The 20,392-nt window shown below is 61.2% G+C and carries 14 protein-coding genes; 9 read left to right on the forward strand and 5 right to left on the reverse strand.

Features of this window, described 5'->3' with window-relative positions; genetic code table 11:
* The first annotated feature begins 72 nt into the window (after nucleotides 1-72).
* Nucleotides 73-1,704, forward strand: coding sequence for an AMP-binding protein (locus JFU58_RS17760; protein ID WP_201141416.1), 1,632 nt, complete (start codon nucleotides 73-75; stop codon nucleotides 1,702-1,704).
* A 1,392-nt stretch (nucleotides 1,705-3,096) separates the two neighbouring features.
* On the opposite strand, the gene JFU58_RS17765 is transcribed toward JFU58_RS17760, so the two are convergent.
* The 3 genes from JFU58_RS17765 to JFU58_RS17775 form a co-directional block, all read right to left on the reverse strand.
* Complete coding sequence (locus JFU58_RS17765) at nucleotides 3,097-3,996, reverse strand: hydroxymethylglutaryl-CoA lyase (protein WP_063028668.1); 900 nt, start codon at nucleotides 3,994-3,996, stop codon at nucleotides 3,097-3,099.
* A 12-nt stretch (nucleotides 3,997-4,008) separates the two neighbouring features.
* Complete coding sequence (locus JFU58_RS17770; RefSeq protein ID WP_201141418.1) at nucleotides 4,009-4,407, reverse strand: MerR family transcriptional regulator; 399 nt, start codon at nucleotides 4,405-4,407, stop codon at nucleotides 4,009-4,011.
* A 67-nt stretch (nucleotides 4,408-4,474) separates the two neighbouring features.
* The gene (locus tag JFU58_RS17775) at nucleotides 4,475-5,410 is read right to left on the reverse strand and encodes a LysR family transcriptional regulator (protein ID WP_017476977.1); all 936 of its coding nucleotides are present in this window, start codon (nucleotides 5,408-5,410) and stop codon (nucleotides 4,475-4,477) included.
* A gap of 150 nt (nucleotides 5,411-5,560) precedes the next feature.
* On the opposite strand from JFU58_RS17775, the gene JFU58_RS17780 reads away from it, so the two are divergent.
* Entirely contained in the window at nucleotides 5,561-6,790 is a 1,230-nt protein-coding gene (locus JFU58_RS17780; protein ID WP_063028670.1) for an acyl-CoA dehydrogenase, read from the forward strand.
* A gap of 114 nt (nucleotides 6,791-6,904) precedes the next feature.
* Here JFU58_RS17780 and JFU58_RS17785 read toward each other — a convergent pair whose 3' ends face one another.
* Nucleotides 6,905-8,245 carry a substrate-binding domain-containing protein gene (locus JFU58_RS17785; protein WP_201141420.1) on the reverse strand — a complete coding sequence of 447 codons (1,341 nt, stop codon included), beginning with the start codon at nucleotides 8,243-8,245 and terminating at the stop codon, nucleotides 6,905-6,907.
* Between the two features lie 97 nt (nucleotides 8,246-8,342).
* Nucleotides 8,343-9,155, reverse strand: coding sequence for an exodeoxyribonuclease III (gene xthA / locus JFU58_RS17790; protein WP_003211800.1), 813 nt, complete (start codon nucleotides 9,153-9,155; stop codon nucleotides 8,343-8,345).
* Between the two features lie 201 nt (nucleotides 9,156-9,356).
* Here xthA and JFU58_RS17795 point away from each other — a divergent pair, with 201 nt between their 5' ends.
* From JFU58_RS17795 to JFU58_RS17825, 7 genes are all read left to right on the forward strand, one after another.
* Entirely contained in the window at nucleotides 9,357-10,007 is a 651-nt protein-coding gene (locus JFU58_RS17795) for a GNAT family N-acetyltransferase (RefSeq protein ID WP_093208052.1), read from the forward strand.
* Nucleotides 10,008-10,071: 64 nt separating this feature from the next.
* The gene (locus tag JFU58_RS17800) at nucleotides 10,072-11,799 is read left to right on the forward strand and encodes an autotransporter assembly complex protein TamA (RefSeq protein ID WP_023658973.1); all 1,728 of its coding nucleotides are present in this window, start codon (nucleotides 10,072-10,074) and stop codon (nucleotides 11,797-11,799) included.
* Entirely contained in the window at nucleotides 11,799-15,482 is a 3,684-nt protein-coding gene (locus JFU58_RS17805) for a translocation/assembly module TamB domain-containing protein (protein WP_081253110.1), read from the forward strand. The genes JFU58_RS17800 and JFU58_RS17805 overlap by 1 nt, the downstream gene beginning before the upstream one ends.
* A 145-nt stretch (nucleotides 15,483-15,627) precedes the next feature.
* The gene (locus tag JFU58_RS17810) at nucleotides 15,628-16,101 is read left to right on the forward strand and encodes a MarR family winged helix-turn-helix transcriptional regulator (RefSeq protein WP_063028678.1); all 474 of its coding nucleotides are present in this window, start codon (nucleotides 15,628-15,630) and stop codon (nucleotides 16,099-16,101) included.
* Entirely contained in the window at nucleotides 16,098-17,561 is a 1,464-nt protein-coding gene (locus JFU58_RS17815) for an efflux transporter outer membrane subunit (protein WP_063028680.1), read from the forward strand. Before JFU58_RS17810 ends, JFU58_RS17815 begins: the two co-directional genes overlap by 4 nt.
* Nucleotides 17,562-17,576: 15 nt before the next feature.
* Nucleotides 17,577-18,794 carry an efflux RND transporter periplasmic adaptor subunit gene (locus JFU58_RS17820; protein WP_063028682.1) on the forward strand — a complete coding sequence of 406 codons (1,218 nt, stop codon included), beginning with the start codon at nucleotides 17,577-17,579 and terminating at the stop codon, nucleotides 18,792-18,794.
* Entirely contained in the window at nucleotides 18,794-20,323 is a 1,530-nt protein-coding gene (locus JFU58_RS17825; RefSeq protein ID WP_017476985.1) for a DHA2 family efflux MFS transporter permease subunit, read from the forward strand. The genes JFU58_RS17820 and JFU58_RS17825 overlap by 1 nt, the downstream gene beginning before the upstream one ends.
* Nucleotides 20,324-20,392 lie beyond the last annotated feature (69 nt).

A 20,392-nucleotide genomic window follows, 5' to 3' on the forward strand; every position in this document is an offset into this window, starting at 1 on the left:
AGCTTGCGTTGCAGACCTGTCAATCGTAGTTTACGTTTACGTCAACCTACAAAAAAGACAACAGGGGTCGTTATGGATCAATCGAATCAGAGCTACAGCCGTGGCTCTCAGGACAAGGCCTTGCTGGCCATGACTATCGGCCAAGCCTTTGATCAAACGGTTTCGCGCTACCCCGACGGCGAAGCGTTGGTCGTGCGCCATCAACAGCGTCGCTATACTTGGCGGCAACTGGCAGAGACGGTTGATTTGCATGCACGTGCGTTCCTGGCCATGGGGATGCAAGCCGGCGACCGCCTGGGCATCTGGGCCCCGAATTGCGCCGAGTGGTGCATCAGCCAGATCGCCAGCGCCAAGCTCGGCGTGATTCTGGTCAACATCAACCCGGCGTATCGCAGCAGTGAACTGGAGTACGTACTCAAGCAGTCCGGTTGCCAGTGGCTGGTGTGCGCCGGGTCGTTCAAGGCCTCCGATTACCACGGCATGCTGCAGGAATTGAAGCCCGACCTGCGCGGCATCATCAGCCTGGATCCCAGTCCTCCTTCGGGGTTTACGCCCTGGTCGCAATTGGCGGCGCTCGGCGCTGGCACTCCGCCCGAGCAACTGCACACTCGCCAAGCCAGCCTGCACTTCGATCAACCCGTCAACATCCAGTACACCTCCGGCACCACCGGCTTCCCCAAGGGCGCCACCCTCAGTCACCACAACATCCTCAATAACGGCTACATGGTCGGCGAAAGCTTGGGACTGACCGCGCAAGACCGCCTGGTGATCCCGGTGCCGCTGTACCACTGCTTTGGCATGGTGATGGGCAACCTGGGCTGTATCACCCATGGCACCACAATGATTTACCCGAATGACGGTTTCGACCCCCTGCTGACCCTGAGCGCTGTCGCCGAAGAACAGGCCACCGGGCTTTACGGCGTGCCCACCATGTTTATCGCCATGCTTGATCACCCGCGCCGCGCTGAATTCGACCTGTCGCACCTGCGCACCGGGATCATGGCCGGCGCCACCTGCCCGATCGAAGTGATGCGCCGGGTCATCAGCGAGATGCACATGAGTGAGGTGCAGATTGCCTATGGCATGACTGAAACCAGCCCGGTGTCGTTGCAGACCGGGCCGGATGACGACCTTGAGCGGCGGGTGACCACCGTCGGCCGTACCCAGCCACAGCTGGAAAGCAAGATCATTGATGAGGCGGGTAACACGGTTGCTCGGGGCCAGATAGGTGAGCTGTGTACCCGTGGCTACAGTGTGATGCTGGGTTACTGGAACAATCCTGACAGCACTCGTGAGGCTATCGACGAGGCGGGCTGGATGCACACCGGCGACCTGGCGACCATGGATGAACATGGGTATGTGTGCATCGCCGGGCGTAACAAGGACATGATCATTCGTGGTGGCGAGAACGTTTACCCGCGGGAGTTGGAGGAGTTTTTCTTTACTCATCCGGCGGTGGCGGATGTGCAGGTGATCGGGATTCCGGATGAGCGCTATGGTGAGGCGATTGTGGCGTGGATCAAGTTTCATCCGGGGCATGTGGCTAATGAGCTTGAGCTGCAGACGTGGTGCAAGGGGCGGATTGCGCACTTCAAGATGCCCAAGCATTTTAAGTTTGTAGATGAGTTTCCGATGACGGTGACGGGGAAGATTCAGAAGTTTCGGATGCGGGAAATTATGATTGAAGAGTTGAAGGAGGGGTGAGGGGGGCTCTGGGTGTATATCCGTTATTTAGGTAACGGCTACCTATGGTTTCGCTCTTACAGCGACTCACTTTGGAAAAGCCCCAAAGTAAGCAAAGGGCTCTGCCCCGCCTGTCGGCACCTCGCTAGGGCTCGGTGTTCCCTCACTCCGGCATTACTCCGCGGGCCGCCGCGACGGGCCATCCTTGGCCCAGCGCGGCTAAACCGGCGTCCTGCCGGTTTACCCGCTCCGCAATACCTGCGTTCGGCCTCGGGCTTATTGGGGCAGTCAGATCAAAATCAAAAGCAGATCAAGAGCACAGCGGCCTCCCGGCCGGCTTGAGTGTTAAAAGCAAAGACAAAATCCAGAGCGAAAGCCAAATCTGAAGCTGATGCAGCTCTGCTTTTCTGTGGGAGCTGGCTTGCCTGCGATCCAGGCACCTCGGTGCATCAGGTACACCGAGGTGATGCCATCGCAGGCAAGCCAGCTCCCACATTTGACCGTGCCGGCTTTTGATTTGGCTTTTGCTTTTGCTCTTCAACACTCAAGCCGGCCGGGAGGCCGCTGTGCTTTTGCTTTTGATCTTGATTTTGATCTTAGGCGGCCCGTTAAACCACGCTGGCCGAACGCAGGCTTTGGAGCGTGGGTAACCCGGCAGGACGCCGGGTTAGCCGTCCTGGGCCAAGGATGGCCCATGACGGCGGCCCACGGTCCAAAGCCGGAGTGAGGGCACACCGAGCCTAAGCGAGGTGCCGAGTGGTGGGGCAAGAGCGTTTTGCTTACTTTTGCGCTTTTCAAAAGTGAGCCGCTGTAAGAGCGGAACCATAAGCGGCCATCACCCAAAAAACGGATATACACCCAAATCAGCTTCACGAGAAAGCACAAAGGGGACCCGAAGGTCCCCTTTAATTTGTCGTTGCGTGCTCTTTTTTATTATTGAGGGGCGGTCTGTTGTTGTTTTTGGCAACCGTGGCCCTTTACCGCTGTTTTTGGCGACCCCCATCCGGGGTCAAGAGCAAACGTATTTTTTTGAGCGCTGATCTGCTTCTTCGCACGCGATCCAACCAGAGGGTAGCTACCTGAAGGTAGTTTTTTGTTCTTCTCTATCCGGTTGCGGGTTTCGGCTAGCCGTACCCTGCGAAGCACATCTTCTCCAAAAAAATCTGTTAGCTGCGTCTCTGCCGTGTTGTTTTTGTTATGTCAGAGTCGTTACGTCTTATTTTTATTAGGTTTGGTGCTTTTTATTCTTGTTATGCAATAGAGATAGCAGAAGCCGTGCCAACTTTTTAAATCCCTTTAAAATCAATAGCTTGGTTTTTTAGCGGGAAATTTCTTTCAGGAAATGCGACAAGATATGTTCCCGTGTTACCCGATGTGTAGCCGCGAGGTAACACATCGTCACAGGCGCGCTACTCAACCCGCGCTGCGAGCCTTCGCCACACGCGAACCCGTGGGGCGCCCGAGGACCGTACAAATCTGCTGACCCGCCAGAATCAGCTTGTCCATGTCGATACCCGTCTCGATGCCCAGGCCATTGAGCAGGTACAGCACATCTTCGGTCGCGACGTTACCGCTGGCACCCTTGGCATAGGGGCAGCCGCCGAGGCCTGCAATAGAGCTGTCAAACACCTGGATACCTTCCTCCAGGCTGGCGTAGATATTGGCGATGGCCTGGCCATAGGTGTCATGGAAGTGCCCGGCCAGCTTGTCCCGTGGCACCTGCGCGCCGACCACCTCGAACATCCGCCGCGTGGCGCCTGCGGTGCCGGTGCCAATGGTGTCGCCCAGGGACACCTCATAGCAGCCCATGGCAAACAGCTCGCGAGCGACTACCGCGACGTGTTCCGGGGCGACCTGACCTTCATAGGGGCAACCCAACACACACGACACATAACCCCGTACGCTCACGCCATGCTGCCTGGCCGCGTCCATGATCGGCACGAAGCGCTCCAGGCTTTCGCTGATGGAGCAGTTGATATTGCGCCGGGAAAACGCCTCGGATGCCGCCGCAAACACCGCGACTTCCTTCACGCCCGCCGCCAGCGCATCTTCAAAACCCCGCAGGTTTGGCGCCAACGCGCCATAGGTCACGCCAGGTTTGCGCTGGATCTGCGCAAACACTTCGGCCGACCCGGCCATCTGCGGCACCCACTTGGGCGACACAAAGCTGCCGACTTCGATGTAACCCAGGCCGGCGGCGCTCAGGGCGTCCACCAATTGCACCTTGTCGGCGACGCTGATGGGTTGCGCTTCATTCTGCAAGCCATCGCGCGGACCGACTTCCACCAGGCGCACATGAGAGGGAAGGGACATGGCAGCTACCTTTTATGAATGGCCAACCTGGCCCTGAATGGTCTGTTCCAGCGCCTGGGTGCACCGCTCTTCGGCGGTGTCCAGCTCCAGCTTCATCTGTTCGATGTCCAGTAACTGTTGCTCCAGTTGCTCGCGACGCTCGGCGATTTTCGCCAGCATGCTGTGCAGCTGTTTCTGGTTGCCGCTGGTGGGGTCGTAGAGTTCGATCAGCTCCCGGCACTCGGCCAGGGAAAAACCGATGCGCTTGCCCCGCAGGATCAACTTCAGGCTGACCTTGTCCCGGGGCGAGTAAATGCGCTCCTGGCCCCGGCGTTCCGGGGTCAGCAGGCCTTGTTCTTCATAGAAGCGAATGGCGCGGGTGGTGATGTCGAGCTCGCGGGCGAGGTCGGAGATGCTGTAGGTCGTGCTCATGGTAGCGCTCAAGGAGTGTCTTGAGCGTTAAGCTAATGGGTGCTTGACGTTAACGTCAAGCAGCAGCTCAAGCCTGCTGCTTATCCAGCTTCTTCTCATGGGCGGTCACCTGCTGGCACAACTCGATCATTTGCTCGCGCATCCAGCGGTTGGCCGGGTCCTGGTCGGTGCTTTCATGCCAGTACAGATGGGTTTCCACCATGGGCACATCATTTACCGGCAGGTTGAACCAGTGCAGTTCATGGCGCCGGGCAAAGCGCTCAGGCACCGTCATCACCATGTCGGTCTGCTGCAACACTTGCGAGGCCATCAGGTAGTGCTGGGAGCGCAGGGCAATCTTGCGCTGCAGGCCCATCTTGCCCAGCGCCAGGTCGACGTGGCCCAGGCCGTTGCGCCGGCTGGAGATATGAATGTGGGTCAGCGACAGGTAGTCATCCAGAGTGAGCTTGTCCTTGCCTGCCATCGGATGGCCCTTGCGCATGGCGCATACATAGCGGTCTTCCATCAGCTTGACGTGGCGCACTTGCGGGTCGGTGTTGAGCGGCGCATCCACCGCAAAGTCCAGGCGACCGGCCGCCAGTTCCTTGGTGGTTTCCCGGCGTTTGGACAGGAAACTCTCGATCACCACCGTCGGCGCCAGGCGGCGCAGGCGCTGGAACAGTGCGGGCAAGATCACCGCTTCGGTGAGGTCGGTCATGCTGATGCGGTAGGTCTTGGCGGCCTGTTGCGGATTGAAAATCCGGCTTTCCTGCACCGATACCCGCAGCAACGACAGCGCATTACGCACCGGGCCGATGATGTTTTGGGCCATGGGCGTGGGCACCATGCCTTGGGCGGTGCGCACGAACAACGGGTCGTTGAACGTCTCCCGCAGGCGGGCCAGAGCGTTCGACACCGCCGGCTGGGTAATCCCGACAATCTGCCCGGCGCGGGTCAGGTTGGCTTCGGTGTAGATCGCGTCAAAGACGATGAAGAGGTTGAGGTCGACCTTGCTCAGATTCATTTCGCTGCGCTCTTATTGTTAGGTGTCCATACGCCGATCATATATCGGTGATGAATGTTAATACACGCCGAGAATAGGCTAGGTAAATTATCAACGCTGTTCTAGCATCGATTCATGACCTCAACAACCTCCATTGAGAAGGTGCTGCCCATGGATTTCGCCTATTCGCCCAAGGTTCAGGAACTGCGTGAACGCGTTACCGCGTTCATGGACGCTTACGTCTACCCGGCCGAGCCTGTGTTTGAACGCCAGGTTGCCGAAGGTGACCGCTGGCAGCCCACTGCGATCATGGAGGAGTTGAAAGCCAAGGCTAAAGCCGAAGGCCTGTGGAACCTGTTCCTGCCGGAATCCGAACTGGGCGCCGGGCTGACCAACCTGGAATACGCTCCCCTGGCAGAAATCATGGGCCGCTCCTTGTTGGGGCCGGAGCCGTTCAACTGCTCGGCACCGGATACCGGCAACATGGAAGTGCTGGTGCGCTACGCCAACGAAGAGCAAAAGCAGCGCTGGCTGGAGCCGTTGCTGCGCGGCGAGATCCGCTCGGCATTCGCCATGACTGAGCCGGACGTGGCGTCCTCCGATGCCACCAACATGGCGGCCCGTGCGGTACGTGACGGCGACGAGTGGGTGATCAACGGTAAAAAATGGTGGACCTCCGGCGCCTGTGACCCGCGCTGCAAAATCCTGATCTTCATGGGCCTGAGCAACCCGGATGCGCCGCGTCATCAGCAGCACTCGATGATCCTGGTGCCGGTGGATGCGCCGGGTGTGAAAATCGTACGTCCGCTGCCGGTGTTCGGCTACGACGATGCGCCCCATGGTCACGCCGAAGTGCTGTTTGAAAACGTCCGGGTGCCTTACGAAAACGTCCTGCTGGGCGAAGGCCGGGGTTTTGAAATTGCTCAAGGTCGCCTTGGCCCGGGCCGTATCCACCACTGCATGCGCTCCATCGGCATGGCCGAGCGTGCGCTGGAATTGATGTGCAAGCGTTCCGTCAGCCGGACTGCATTCGGCAAACCGCTGGCCCGCCTGGGTGGCAACATCGACAAGATCGCTGACTCGCGGATGGAAATCGACATGGCGCGCCTGCTGACCTTAAAAGCCGCCTACATGATGGACACTGTGGGCAACAAGGTCGCGAAAAGCGAAATCGCCCAGATCAAAGTGGTAGCGCCGAACGTGGCGTTGAAGGTGATCGACCGTGCGATCCAGATCCACGGTGGCGCCGGTGTCTCCAATGACTTCCCGCTGGCCTACATGTACGCCATGCAGCGCACCCTGCGCCTGGCTGACGGCCCGGACGAAGTGCACCGCGCGGCGATCGGCAAGTTCGAGATCGGCAAGTACGTGCCGCGGGAGATGATGCGCAGCGGCCAGTAACACCGAGGTGTCTTCATCGCAGGCAAGCCAGCTCCCACAGGGGAATGCAGTCAACTGTGGGAGCCGGGCTTGCCCGCGATGAGGCCAGTCGGGGCAATAAAGATCTTTAAGTCCTCAATACACCCAAACCTCCACCCGCCGGTTCTTGATCCGTCCCTCATCCGCCGTATTTGCCGCCACGGGCATCTCGGCACCGAACCCCTGAATGTCCCTCAGCACCACGCCGCTTTTAACCAGTTCCCGTCGCACCGCCATCGCCCGCAACTTCGACAACAGCGCCGCCCGCTGAGCATCACTCTTGGCATCCCCAAACCCCACCAGCGTCACCTGCTTGTCCAGCTTGCCGTGGCTCTTTATATAAGCCACCACCCGCATCAAGTCCTGGCGCGCCTTGTTGTCGAGGCTGGCGCTGCCTTCCTCAAACCGGAAATTCACGGTCAGCCGCTGCGCCTGCCGGGCGATCGCCTGGTAATCCTCTGGCATTGGCGCCCGCGGCTCCACCGCCATGGCTTGCACCTGCTGCGCGATAAAGCCGTTGGCGGCCACGATCGCCTGGCCCGTGCTGCTTTGCGCAAAGTCCACCAAGGCCTTGGCCCAGGGATTGTGCTCAACCGGCGGCAAATAGAAGAACAGCCGGCGTGACAGCGGGTAATCCTCGGTGGCAATCAGGCTGCTCAATGGCAGCATGGGTTGCGAGTCGCCATCGACAATGGCAACTGCCTTGGCCTGGCGCACATAAGGCAACCCGATAAAACCAATACCCTGCGGGTCACGGCTGACGGCATCCGACAATTCCTCGCTGGACTCGAACCGGTTGGCGCTGCCATCCAGTGCCTTGCCGCGACGGCTGAGCACCAGTTCCTTGAAAGTATCGTAGGTGCCGGACTGATCGTCCCGCGCGTATAAGTGAATCTTGCCGCCGATGCCGCCCAGTTGCTCCCAGCTCGAGACTTCGCCGCTGAAAATCTGCGCCAGTTGCTCGGTGTTCAACGTACCCAACGGGTTGCGCGGGTTGAGGATGATTGCCACCCCGTCAATGGCGATGACTTGTTCGGCATCCGGACTCTTCAGGTCGCCGAGGGATTCCAGATCCACCAGTTCACTGTCCTTGATCGGCCGGGAAGACGCCGCAAGATCGGCGCTGGCTTTTTTCAGGGCCGCGAACCCGGTGCTGGAACCATGGGCGGCCACTTCCACTGTCACCTTCTGGCCCTGGCGAGTCTTGCCGACGATGTGCTGTTCGTTGGCCTGGTCAGATGGCTCACTGTGCACCGCTTGCAGCCCCTGTTGCTCCATCAGCCCCTTGACCAGCGCCGGGCCAAGCGCCGCGCCGATGGTGTTGGAACCCTGGATGCGCAAGGCCGGGCCATATTCGGGGAAGGGCAGTGGGGTGGAAAAAGCGGCGAGGGGAAATGCGCTGAGCAGGGCCAGCAGGGATAGAACGCGCAGCATCATGCCGGCACCTTCTCAAGCCAAAGGGAGTGCCGCGAGATTAAGTCAGGCAGGTTGCATAAATGTGACGAGGGCCGGCTTCCCGACCCTCAGTGCTGAATCAGCTCAATTCCAGCCAGATCGGCGCATGATCGGAGGGTTTTTCCATGCCGCGCAGGTCGTAATCCACACCGGCATCCTTCACCCGGGGCAGCAGCCCTTGGGAGGCCAGGATCACGTCGATCCGCAGCCCGCGCTTTGGCTCGTCTTCAAAACCACGGCTGCGGTAATCGAACCAGCTGAAGCGGTCCGCCACGTCCGGGTTGAGGTGGCGGAAGCTGTCCACCAGGCCCCAGTTTTTCAGGCGCGCCATCCACTCGCGTTCTTCCGGCAGGAAGCTGCATTTGCCGGTCTTCAGCCAGCGCTTGGCGTTGTCGGCGCCGATACCGATGTCGCAATCTTCCGGGGAGATATTCACATCGCCCATCACGACCACGGCCTGGTCATTGCTGAACTGCGACTCCAGCAAGGTTTGCAGGTCCTCGTAGAAGCGCTGCTTGGCCGGGAATTTGGTGGGGTGGTCGCGGCTTTCGCCCTGTGGGAAATAGCCGTTCATGATGGTAATCGGGTTGCCGTTGGCGTCGGCGAAGGTGCCCCAGATGAAGCGGCGCTGGGCGTCTTCTTCGTCACTGGCAAAACCTTTATGCAGCGCCAGCGGTTCCTGGCGCGAGAGCAGGGCGACACCGTAGTGGCCTTTCTGCCCGTGGTAATACACGTGATACCCCAGGGCCTTGATCTCATCCAGCGGGAACTGGTCGTCGTGGACCTTGGTTTCCTGCAGGCCGATCACGTCCGGCTGGTGTTTCTCGATCAGTGCCGCCAGCTGATGAGGGCGGGCGCGCAGCCCGTTGATATTGAAAGACACGATTTTCATGGTCGGCAGTCCAGTCTGGCAAAAGGGCGATGCTAGCCGACAAGTCGGACGGGGGCCAGCCTTGTAGCAGCTGCCGAGGCACGAGGCTGCGTAGGGCTGCGAAGCGGCCCCCGGTGGCTACACTGAACGAACCAGTGCCGCAGACGTTCGTAATAACAAGAGCGCAACCTTTTGAGCCGCGCCCAGGGGAGATTCACTGTTATGCCTGACACCTCGACTGCCATCACCCAGATCCACATGCTCGACAGCGGCTATTCCCGCGAAGCCCGTTCCTTGTTGTACCAGGCCTATCGCCATGAGCCGACGTTCGCCTACATCTTCGAAGCCGAACGTCCCGGCTACGAACAGCGGGTGCGCGCCACGGTGCGTGAGCTGGTCAAGCAGCACTTCTTCCAGAAACTCCCGGCCATTGGCCTGTTGGTCAACGACCGACTGATCGGCATCGCCCTGATCGCGCCACCGACCCGCCGCCTGGGCATCACCGAAAGCTGGGCCTGGCAATTGCGCATGTGGCTGAGCACCGGTGTGCGCGGCACCCGGCGCTACCTGGAATACCATCAGGCGGTGCTGGCATGCCTGCCCTCGGATTCGGTGCACGTGCTGCCGCTGCTGGGGATTCACCCGCAATTCCAGGGCAAACACTATGGTGAGCAACTGCTGGAAGCGGTGCACAACTGGTGCGCCGAAGACCCGCATTCATCCGGCGTGGTGCTGGATACGGGGAATTCTCGCTATCTGGAGTTCTATAAGCGCCAGGGGTATGAAGAGATTGGCGAGGTGGCTGTAGGACCTGTTCTGGAACACGTGTTCTTTCACGCAAATCCGCAGGTGTTACAGGCTGCAACGGTTTGAGACAGAATTATTCAGACAAATCCGGGTTCTAACCCGCTCCCAAGCTCGTGTAGCATCCCGGCCTATGAAGTTTCCAGGAAGATTTACCAGCGGCTTGATTCTGCTGTTCACGAGCTGCGGCGCCTTGGCGCAAAGCGAATTGGATGTGCGCATCAAGCCTTCAAACGACGCGTTGAAAGCCAACATCGAAGGCTATATCGGCGGGGTCGGCGATCGTGACGAAGAAGCCCTGCTGCGGTTCAGCCGTGGCGCCGAGGAGCAGGCCCGCAAGGCCGCCCAGGCGTTGGGCTACTATCAACCGCAGATTGCCAGCGATGTGAAGGGCGGCAAGAACCCGCGCCTGATCCTCACCATCGACCCCGGCGAACCGGTGCATTTGCGCAATGTGACCATTCGGGTCGACGGCCAGGCCGCCGACCTCAAGGCCTTTCGCGTGCCCGCCAGCGACCAACTCAAATCCGGCGCCGTGCTCAACCACGGCAACTACGAAGACGCCAAGCGCGTCATCCAGAACCAGGCGTCACGCTACGGCTTTTTCAGCGGGCGCTTTACCAGCCAGAAACTCTCGGTCGACCCCAAGGCGGGCGTGGCCGATATCGAACTCATTTATGACAGCGGCCCACGCTACACCTTGGGCAAGGTCAGCTTTGCCGGCGATACGCCGTTTGATGAAGACCTGCTGCAACGCATGGTGCCGTTCAAGAGCGGCGCGCCTTACGACTCCGAACTGATCGCCGAACTCAACCAGAACCTGCAATCCAGCGGCTTTTTCGAAGGCGTGCGCGTGGACGCCGCCCCGGCGGCCTCGACCAATGACGTGATCCCGGTGGCCGTGCAACTCGAAACCCGCAAGCCGCGCACCATGGGCCTGGGCCTTGGCTACTCGACCGACGTCGGTCCACGGGGCAAGGCCAACTGGACGCGCCACTGGGTCAACCCCCAGGGCCACAGTTATGGCTGGGAAGCCGAGCTGTCGGCGCCCCGGCAGAACGTCGGTCTGTGGTACGACATTCCCATGGACCCGCCGCTCACCGACAAACTGCGTTTCGCCGGCGGTTACCAGAATGAGGAAATCGCCAACACCGACACCCTGAGTAAACTGCTCACCCTCGGCCCCGAGTGGCACAGCAAGTTGCCCAGCGGTTGGACGCGGGTGATTTCGCTCAAGTGGCAGCGCGAAGAATATCGCCTGGGCAACGACTCGGGCCTGAGTACGTTGCTGATGCCGGGCATCAGTTATTCCTACCTGCGCAGCGACAACCGCATCGACCCGCACAATGGCTATCGCCTGCTGTTCGACGCGAAGGTCGCCAAGGAAGGCCTGGGTTCCGACACCAACCTGCTTTACGGCACGGCGACGATCAAGGGCTTGACCACCCTGTGGGACAACCACCGCTTCCTGGCGAGGGCGCAGTTTGGTGGCAGTGCCACCAACGGCTACAAATCCGTGCCGCCGTCGTTGCGCTTTTTTGCCGGTGGCGACCAGAGCGTACGGGGTTACGAGTACCAGACCCTGTCCCCGGAAAACGATCGTGGCGACCGCATCGGTGGCCGCTACATGGTGGCCCTGAGCGCCGAGTATCAATATTCCATCGCCGAAAAATGGCGGATCGCGACCTTTATCGACCAAGGCAACTCGTTCAACACCCTGGAAATGCCGAGCCTGAAAACCGGCGTGGGTGTGGGCGTGCGCTGGGTGTCGCCGGTCGGCCCGATCCGCCTCGACCTGGCCCATGCCCTCGAAGATCCGGGCGGCATTCGTTTGCACTTTTCCATGGGGCCTGAGCTGTGATGCGTGGTTTGAAAATAGCGGGGCTGGCCGTTCTGGCGGCCCTCGCGGTGATAGTGCTGGCACTGTGGACGGTGCTGGGCACCCAAGCCGGCAGCCGTTGGGTGCTGGGCCAGGTGCCGGGTTTGACCGTGGAGAATTTCCAGGGTCGCCTTGGCGGGCAGTGGAGTGTCGACCACCTGTTGTGGCAGCAAGACAGCAGCCGCGTGGAGCTGCAGGCACCGAAGTTCGACTGGTCGCCGGCCTGTTTAATGCGCATGACCTTGTGCATCAACCAGCTGGATGTGGAGCAGGTGAACCTGCAATTTCCGCCCAGCACCGAAGAAAGCAGCGGTCCGATTACCCTGCCGGACTTGAAACTGCCAGTCGCCATTCAGTTGGGCGACATCCGCATCGGCAGCCTGCTGTTCAATGGCAGCGAAGAGCTTCAGGGCCTGCAACTGGCGGCGCACTGGACCACCGCCGGAATGCAGATCGACTCGGTGCACCTGCAACGGGACGGTTTGGTCCTCGACCTGTCCGGCCTGCTGCAACCCACCGGCAATTGGCCGCTGACCGCCAGCGGTAACCTGAGCCTGCCTTACGCGCCGGGCGGTGCGCTCTGGACGCTGGCGCTCAAGGTCGATGGCGATTTGCTCAAGACCCTCAAGCTCGACGCTGACAGCAGCGGCTACCTGCCGGCCAAGCTCAGCGGCGAGTTGCAGCCCCTGGTGGAAAACCTGCCGGCGCAACTGCACATCACCGCCGACGGCTTTAAACCCAGCGCCGATTTGCCCGATACCCTGCAACTCAATCAGCTGGACCTGACCGCCAAGGGCGACCTGAGCAACGGTTACCAACTGCTCGGCAAAGCCGTTCTGCCGGCGGAAAAAGGCCCGGTGGACCTGCTGCTGCAAGGCAAGGTCGACGCCAAGGGCGCGCAGATCGCCGGGCTGGACCTGAATGCCGGCGACAAGCAAAGCCTCAAGGTCAGTGCCAATCTGGACTGGCAGCAAGGCTTCAGCGCCGACGCGAAAATCGACTGGCTGGATTTCCCCTGGCATCGCCTGTACCCGGTGATCGACGAACCCCAAGTCGCCTTGCGTACCTTCAATGGCGAAGTCTCCTACAAGGACGGCAACTACCTGGGCAACTTCAAGGCCGACCTCGACGGCCCGGCGGGCAAGTTCAGCCTGGCCAGCCCGTTCAGCGGCGACCTCAAGCAAGTGTTCCTCCCCGAGTTGAAACTCGCCGCCGGTCAGGGCAAGGCCGAAGGCCACCTGAACCTGCAATTTGCCGATGGCATCGCCTGGGATACTGCGCTGGACCTGTCGGCCATCAACCCGGCGTACTGGGTCGCGGAACTGCCGGGTACTCTGGCCGGCCCGCTGCGCAGCAAGGGTGAAATGAAGAACGAGCAACTCAAGCTCAATGCCGACCTCGACCTCAAGGGCCGTTTGCGCGGCCAACCCGCCGTGCTTCAGGCCAAAGCCGAAGGCGCAGGCGAGCAGTGGACCCTCGGCGCCCTCGACATCCGCCTCGGCGACAACCGCATCTACGGCAGCGGTAGCCTGCAACAACGGCTGGCCGGGCAGATCGACATCAAACTGACGCGCCTCGCCCAACTCTGGCCGCAACTGCGCGGTCAGATGAACGGCCGCCTCGACGTCGCCGGCACTCTGCACGCACCCCAAGGCAAGCTCAACCTGGTGGGCCAACAACTGGCGTTCGAAGACAACCGTCTGCAAAACCTGACCCTGGACGCAAACCTCGATACCGCCCAGCGCGCCAAAATCGACTTGAAGGGCAGTGGCATCCAGGCCGGTGAAACCCAGCTCGGCACCCTCACTGCCAGCGCCCAGGGCGATATCAAGAGCCAGAAAGTCCAGCTCGACCTGGCCGGCCCGTTGCTCAAGCTGGCCCTGGCCCTGGACGGCAACCTCGACAAAGGCAACTGGCGCGGGCGCCTGGCCAGCGGCGATGTGCAAGCCGGTGGCCAGGACTGGAAGCTGCAAGCCCCGGCGAAAATCGAGCGCCTGGCCGACGGCAAGCTGACCTTTGCTGCCCATTGCTGGGTCTCCGGCCCGGCGAGCCTGTGCGGTGAAGACCAGCGCCTGATGCCAGAGCCGAAGCTGCGTTACCACCTCAAGCAGTTCCCCATCGACAGCCTGGCCCAGTGGTTGCCCAAGGATTTCGCCTGGCAGGGCAAGCTCAATGCCGACGTGCAACTCGACTTGCCAGCCAGCGGCCCCAAAGGCGTGGTCTCGGTGGACGCCAGTGGCGGCACCCTGCGGGTCAAGGACAAGGATCAGTGGCTGGATTTCCCCTACGACACGCTGAAGCTGGAAACCACCCTCAACCCCACGCGCATCGACACCCAGCTCAATTTCCGTGGCGGCAAGCTCGGCGAATTGCTGTTGCAGGCGCAGCTCAATCCGCTGGCGAAGAACAAGCCGATCACCGGTAACTTCACCCTGACCGGCCTTGATCTCGCCGTCGCCCGACCCTTTGTACCCATGGTCGAGAAACTCAACGGCAAGCTTAACGGTAACGGGCGAATCGCCGGCAGCCTGCTGGCGCCTCAGGTCAACGGCAGCGTCAACCTGGTCGGCGGCGAAATCTCCGGCCCGGAACTGCCCACCAGTTTCGAAGGCCTGAATATCCAGGCGGTGATTGCCGGCGAAAGCGTGCAACTCAGCGGCGGATGGCGCAGCGGCAAGGCCGGGCAGGGCACTATCAAGGGCCAGATCGATTGGGGTCAGGCCCTGGCGGTGGACATCGCCCTGCAAGGCACGCAACTGCCGGTTACCGTGGAGCCGTACGCGGCCCTGGAAGTGGAACCCGACCTGAAAATCAGCATGAAGAACGACAAGCTGGCGATCTCCGGCAAGGTGCAGATTCCCAGGGGCGAGATCACTGTGCGCGAACTGCCGCCGTCGACGGTCAAGGTCTCGGATGACACCGTGATCGTCGGCAGCCAGACCGAAGAGGGCAAGCCGCCCATGGCCATGGCGATGGACATCGACGTGGAGGTCGGCAAGGACAAGCTGAGCTTCGCCGGGTTTGGCCTCACCGCCAACCTGCAAGGCCACGTGCACATCGGCGACAACATGGACACCCGTGGCGAACTGTGGCTCAACGACGGCCGCTACCGCGCCTACGGCCAGCGCCTCACGGTGCGTCGTGCGCGGCTACTGTTCGCCGGGCCGCTTGACCAGCCGTTCCTGGATATCGAAGCGGTGCGGATAACTACCGAGCCGTCCCGGACCGTCACCGCCGGTATTCGTCTGAGCGGCAGTGCCGAGCAGCCGACGACGCAAATCTTCTCGGAGCCGGCGATGGCCCAGGAGGATGCCTTGTCTTACCTGGTGTTGGGGCGATCACGCACCACCAACGGTGAGGACAACAACATGCTGGCAGAAGCGGCGCTGGGTCTTGGGTTGATGGGCAGTGCCGGGGTCACTTCGGACATCGCCAAGAACCTGGGCATCCAGGACTTTGAACTGGACACCCAGGGCAGCGGCACCAATACCGCCGTGGTGGCCAGCGGCAAGATTTCGGAGAAGCTCAGCCTGCGTTATGGCGTCGGGGTTTTTGAACCGGCCAACACCATTGCCTTGCGCTACCTGCTGAGCAAGAAGGTGTACCTGGAAGTGGCCAGCGGTGTGGCCAGCTCCCTGGATATTTTCTACAAGCGCGATTTCTGATCGGTACACGTTCAGGGTGGGAGCCCGGCTCCCACCCTTTATCGGCTAATTAGCAAGCAACCTAACTATTCGTTTGACATTCGCTGCCTAGGCAGTAACATCGTGTCACACATTCACTGCTTAGGCAGTTAATAGGCTGGTCACGATGAAGCACTTCACCCCCGAAAACTTTCACAACTGCCACCTCGGCTTGCTGCTGGGCCGGGCTGCGCTGCTTAAAGACAAGATCATCGACACCCACATGGAACCCCACGGCATCACGGCCGCGCAGTTCAAGGTGTTGATCATCATGGCCCAGTACGGCGTCGACACCCCGGCCGAACTGTGCCGCAACCTGTCCCTGGACAGCGGCTCCATGACCCGCATGCTCGACCGCCTGGAACAGAAGGACCTGCTGGCGCGCAAGCGCTCCGAGCAGGACCGGCGCCAGGTGCAGTTGGTGCTGACCGCGGAAGGCCAGCGCGTGGCCGACATGCTGCCGCACATTGGTGCCCAGGCCTTGAACCAGTTGGCAGGCGCGCTGGAGCCGGGTGAATTGCAAACCCTGGAAAAAATCTTGAAGAAAATTCTGATAGCTGCGGGTGACCCCATCACCATTCAGCGGGTAGGTGGTGCATGAACAATCGCTCCTTGCGTGCCGGCCTCAGCCTCGTGCTGGTGGCCATGACTATGGCCGGTTGTGCCAATTTCAGCGGCTTGAACACAGAAGGCAAACGCCTCGAAGCCAATAACCTGCAAACCGGCAAATCCCTCAGCGGCGTGACCCTGTCCACCGCCGCCTGGCCCACCGCCGACTGGTGGAAAGGCCTTGGCGACCCACAACTCGACGGCCTGATCCAGGAAGCCCTGCAGAACAGCCCCGACATGCAAGTGGCCAGCGCCCGCGCCCACCAGGCCGAAGCCGCTGCCTATGCTGCCGACGCCGACCGCATGCCAACCCTGGATGCCAGCGCCGGGGTCAGCCGTTCACGCTTGGCCAAGGACCAGGACCCACAAGGGGTCGGCGGCACTTACGCCACCGTGCGCAACATCGGCGCCAGCTTCAATTACAACTTTGACCTTTGGGGTGGCCAGCGTGCCGCGTGGGAAGCCGCGCTGGGCCAGGCCCGCGCCGCCGAAGTCGACCAACAGGCCGCGCGCCTGACCCTCGCAGCCAACGTCGCCAAGGCCTACAGCGACCTGGGCCAGGCCCATATCGTGCGCGACCTGGCCAATGATGACCTCAAGCGCACCCGGCAAATGCTCGATCTGGGCAAGCGTCGCCTGAACTCCGGGATCGACAGCCAGTACCAGTACCAGCAAACCGAGAGCCTGGAAGCCAGCTCCCAGTCGCAACTGATCGATGCGGAAAAACAACTGCAGAGCGCCAAGATCGCCCTCGCCGTGTTGCTCGGCAAAGGTCCGGACCGCGGCAGCGAACTGGTACGCCCCAACGTGCTCAAGCCCAGCGCGGTTGCCGTGCCTTCCGTATTGCCTGCCGAGCTGGTGGGCCGTCGTCCGGACCTGATCGCCGCACGCTGGCGTGTCGAGGCTGCAAGCAAGAACATCGATGCCAGCAAGACCCGTTTCTACCCCAACCTCAACCTGAGCGCGAGCGCCGGGGCCGAGTCGTTGCTGGGGGATGCGATGTTTGGTTCGGCCAGCCGCTTCTTCAGCATAGCGCCGACCATCTCGCTGCCGATCTTCGACGGCGGCCGCCTGCGCGCCGACCTCGACGCTCGCGACGCCGACTACGACCTGGCCGTGGCCCAGTACAACAAAACCCTGGTGCAAGCCTTGGGCGATATCGGCAACTCCCTCTCGCAATTGCGCGAGACCGGCCGGCAGATCCAGGCCCAGCAACACGCCGCTGACATTGCCCAGCAGTCCTACGACACCGGCGTCCAGCGTTACAGCTCGGGTATCGGTAATTACCTGGACGTGCTCAGCATCGAACAGCAATTACTCCAGGCCCAACGTCAGTTGGCCACCCTGAATGCCGAGCAGATCGATCTTTCGATTCAACTGATGCAGGCCCTGGGCGGCGGTTTCCACGCCGATAACGTGGCCTCGACCACCCCAGTCACGCGCACTGAATAATTCAAGGTACTTGTCATGGCCACTGCCGAAACCAGCAACAACGCTCCTGAAACAAAAAAGCCTGAACAACCGTCCACCAGCAACCCGCGCAAACGCAAAGTCATGCTGTTTGTGTTGGCACTGATCGTTATCCTCGGCGTCCTGGGCGTATGGGGTTGGTACGAACTGTATGGCCGCTTCAGCGAAAGCACCGACGACGCCTACGTCAACGGCAACGTGGTGGAAATTACCCCACTGGTCACCGGTACCGTGGTGAGCATCGGTGCCGACGACGGCGACCTGGTGCATGAAGGCCAGGTGCTGATCAACTTCGACCCCAACGACGCGGCCGTCGGCCTGCAAAGTGCCCAGGCCAACCTGGCCCGCACCGTGCGCCAAGTGCGTGGCTTGTACAGCAACGTCGATGGCATGAAGGCCCAGGTGCTGGCGCAACAAGCCAACGTGCAAAAGGCCCAGGACAACTACAACCGACGCAAGAACCTCGCCGCTGGCGGGGCGATTTCCCAGGAAGAACTGTCCCACGCCCGTGACGACCTGACCTCGGCGCAAAACGCCTTGGCCAACGTGCAGCAACAGTTCAAGACCAGCAGCGCCCTGGTGGATGACACCGTGATTTCGTCCCACCCGGACGTGCAGGCTGCCGCCGCGCAGTTGCGCCAGGCTTACCTGACCAACGCCCGCAGCACCCTGATTGCACCAGTGACCGGTTATGTGGCCAAGCGTACCGTGCAACTGGGCCAGCGGGTCCAGCCGGGCACTGCGTTGATGGCCGTGATTCCGCTGGATCAGCTGTGGATCGATGCCAACTTCAAGGAAACCCAGCTGCGCAATATGCGTATCGGCCAGCCGGTGGATATCGAATCCGACATCTACGGCAGCGACGTGAAGTTCAGCGGCACCGTGGACAGCCTCGGCGCAGGCACCGGCAGTGCGTTTGCCTTGCTGCCGGCGCAGAACGCCACCGGTAACTGGATCAAGATCGTGCAACGGGTGCCGGTGCGTATCCATGTGAACGCCGATGAGCTGGCCAAGCACCCACTGCGGGTGGGCTTGTCCACCGTGGTCAATGTCGACCTGCACGACCAGAGCGGCCCGGTACTGGCCCAGCAGGCGCCGCAAAAGGCTTCGTTCAGCACCAACGTCTACGATCGCCAACTGGCTGAAGCTGACGCCATGATCACCCAGTTGATTCATGACAACAGCGTCGCCGCTCCAAAGGCTGCGCAACGCTAATGAGCAATAACGCCTCGTTCACGCCGCCCAGCTTGCTGATGGCCACCATCGGCTTGTCCCTGGCGACCTTCATGCAGGTGCTCGACACCACCATCGCCAACGTGGCGTTGCCGACGATTTCCGGCAACCTCGGCGTGAGTTCGGAGCAGGGCACCTGGGTCATCACCTCGTTTGCGGTGAGCAACGCCATTGCGCTGCCGCTGACCGGCTGGCTGAGCCGTCGCTTCGGCGAGGTGAAGCTGTTTCTGTGGGCCACCATCCTGTTTGTGCTGGCCTCGTTTCTGTGCGGTATTTCCACCTCGATGCCTGAGCTGATCGGCTTTCGGGTGCTGCAAGGCCTGGTTGCTGGCCCGCTGTACCCGATGACCCAGACGCTGCTGATCGCGGTCTATCCCCCCGCCAGGCGCGGCATGGCCCTGGCGTTGCTGGCGATGGTCACGGTGGTGGCGCCGATTGCCGGGCCGATCCTCGGCGGCTGGATTACCGACAGCTACAGCTGGCCGTGGATCTTCTTTATCAACGTACCCATCGGCATCTTTGCGGTGATGGTGGTGCGCTCGCAACTGAAGAAACGCCCGGTGGTCACCAGCTACCAGCCGATGGACTACGTCGGTTTGCTCAGCCTGATCGTCGGCGTCGGCGCCTTGCAGATCATCCTCGACAAGGGCAACGACCTGGACTGGTTCGAGTCGAACTTCATCATCATCGGCGCGGTGATTTCGGCCATCGCCCTGGCGGTGTTCGTGATCTGGGAAATGACCGACGAGCACCCGGTGGTCAACCTGCGGCTGTTCGCCTACCGCAACTTCCGCATCGGCACGATTGTGTTGGTGTTGGGGTATGCCGGGTTCTTCGGGATCAACCTGATCCTGCCTCAATGGCTGCAAACCCAGATGGGCTATACCGCCACCTGGGCGGGCCTGGCGGTGGCGCCCATCGGGATTCTGCCGGTGTTGATGTCGCCGTTTGTGGGCAAGTACGCGCACAAGTTCGACCTGCGTTTGCTGGCCGGGCTGGCGTTCCTGGCGATTGGCCTGAGTTGCTTCATGCGGGCAGGCTTCACCAATGAAGTCGACTTCACGCACATCGCCCTGGTGCAGCTGTTCATGGGTATCGGCGTGGCGCTGTTCTTCATGCCGACCTTGAGCATCCTGATGTCCGACCTGCCACCGGCGCAAATCGCCGACGGCGCGGGCCTGGCGACCTTCCTGCGGACCCTGGGCGGCAGCTTTGCAGCCTCGTTGACCACCTGGATCTGGATTCGCCGGGCGGACCAGCACCATGCCTACATGAGCGAAAACATGACCACCTACGACTCGGCCACTCGGGATGCCTTGCAGGCGCTCGGCGGGGCAGGGCAAAAGGCGTATGCGCAGCTTGATCAGATACTGACGAGCCAGGCGTACATGATGTCCACCGTGGATTACTTCACGTTGCTGGGGTGGATGTTCATGGCGTTGATCGTGATTGTATGGCTGGCGAAACCGCCGTTCGCGGCGAAGGCCGGGCCGGAGGCTTCGGGCCACTAAGCTTCAATCCATGATCGTTCCCACGCTCCGCGTGGGAACGCCGCTTTGGACGCTCTGCGTCCGCTTTTG

The sequence above is a fragment of the Pseudomonas sp. TH34 genome, from assembly GCF_016650865.1.
Lineage (GTDB): Bacteria > Pseudomonadota > Gammaproteobacteria > Pseudomonadales > Pseudomonadaceae > Aquipseudomonas > Aquipseudomonas yamanorum.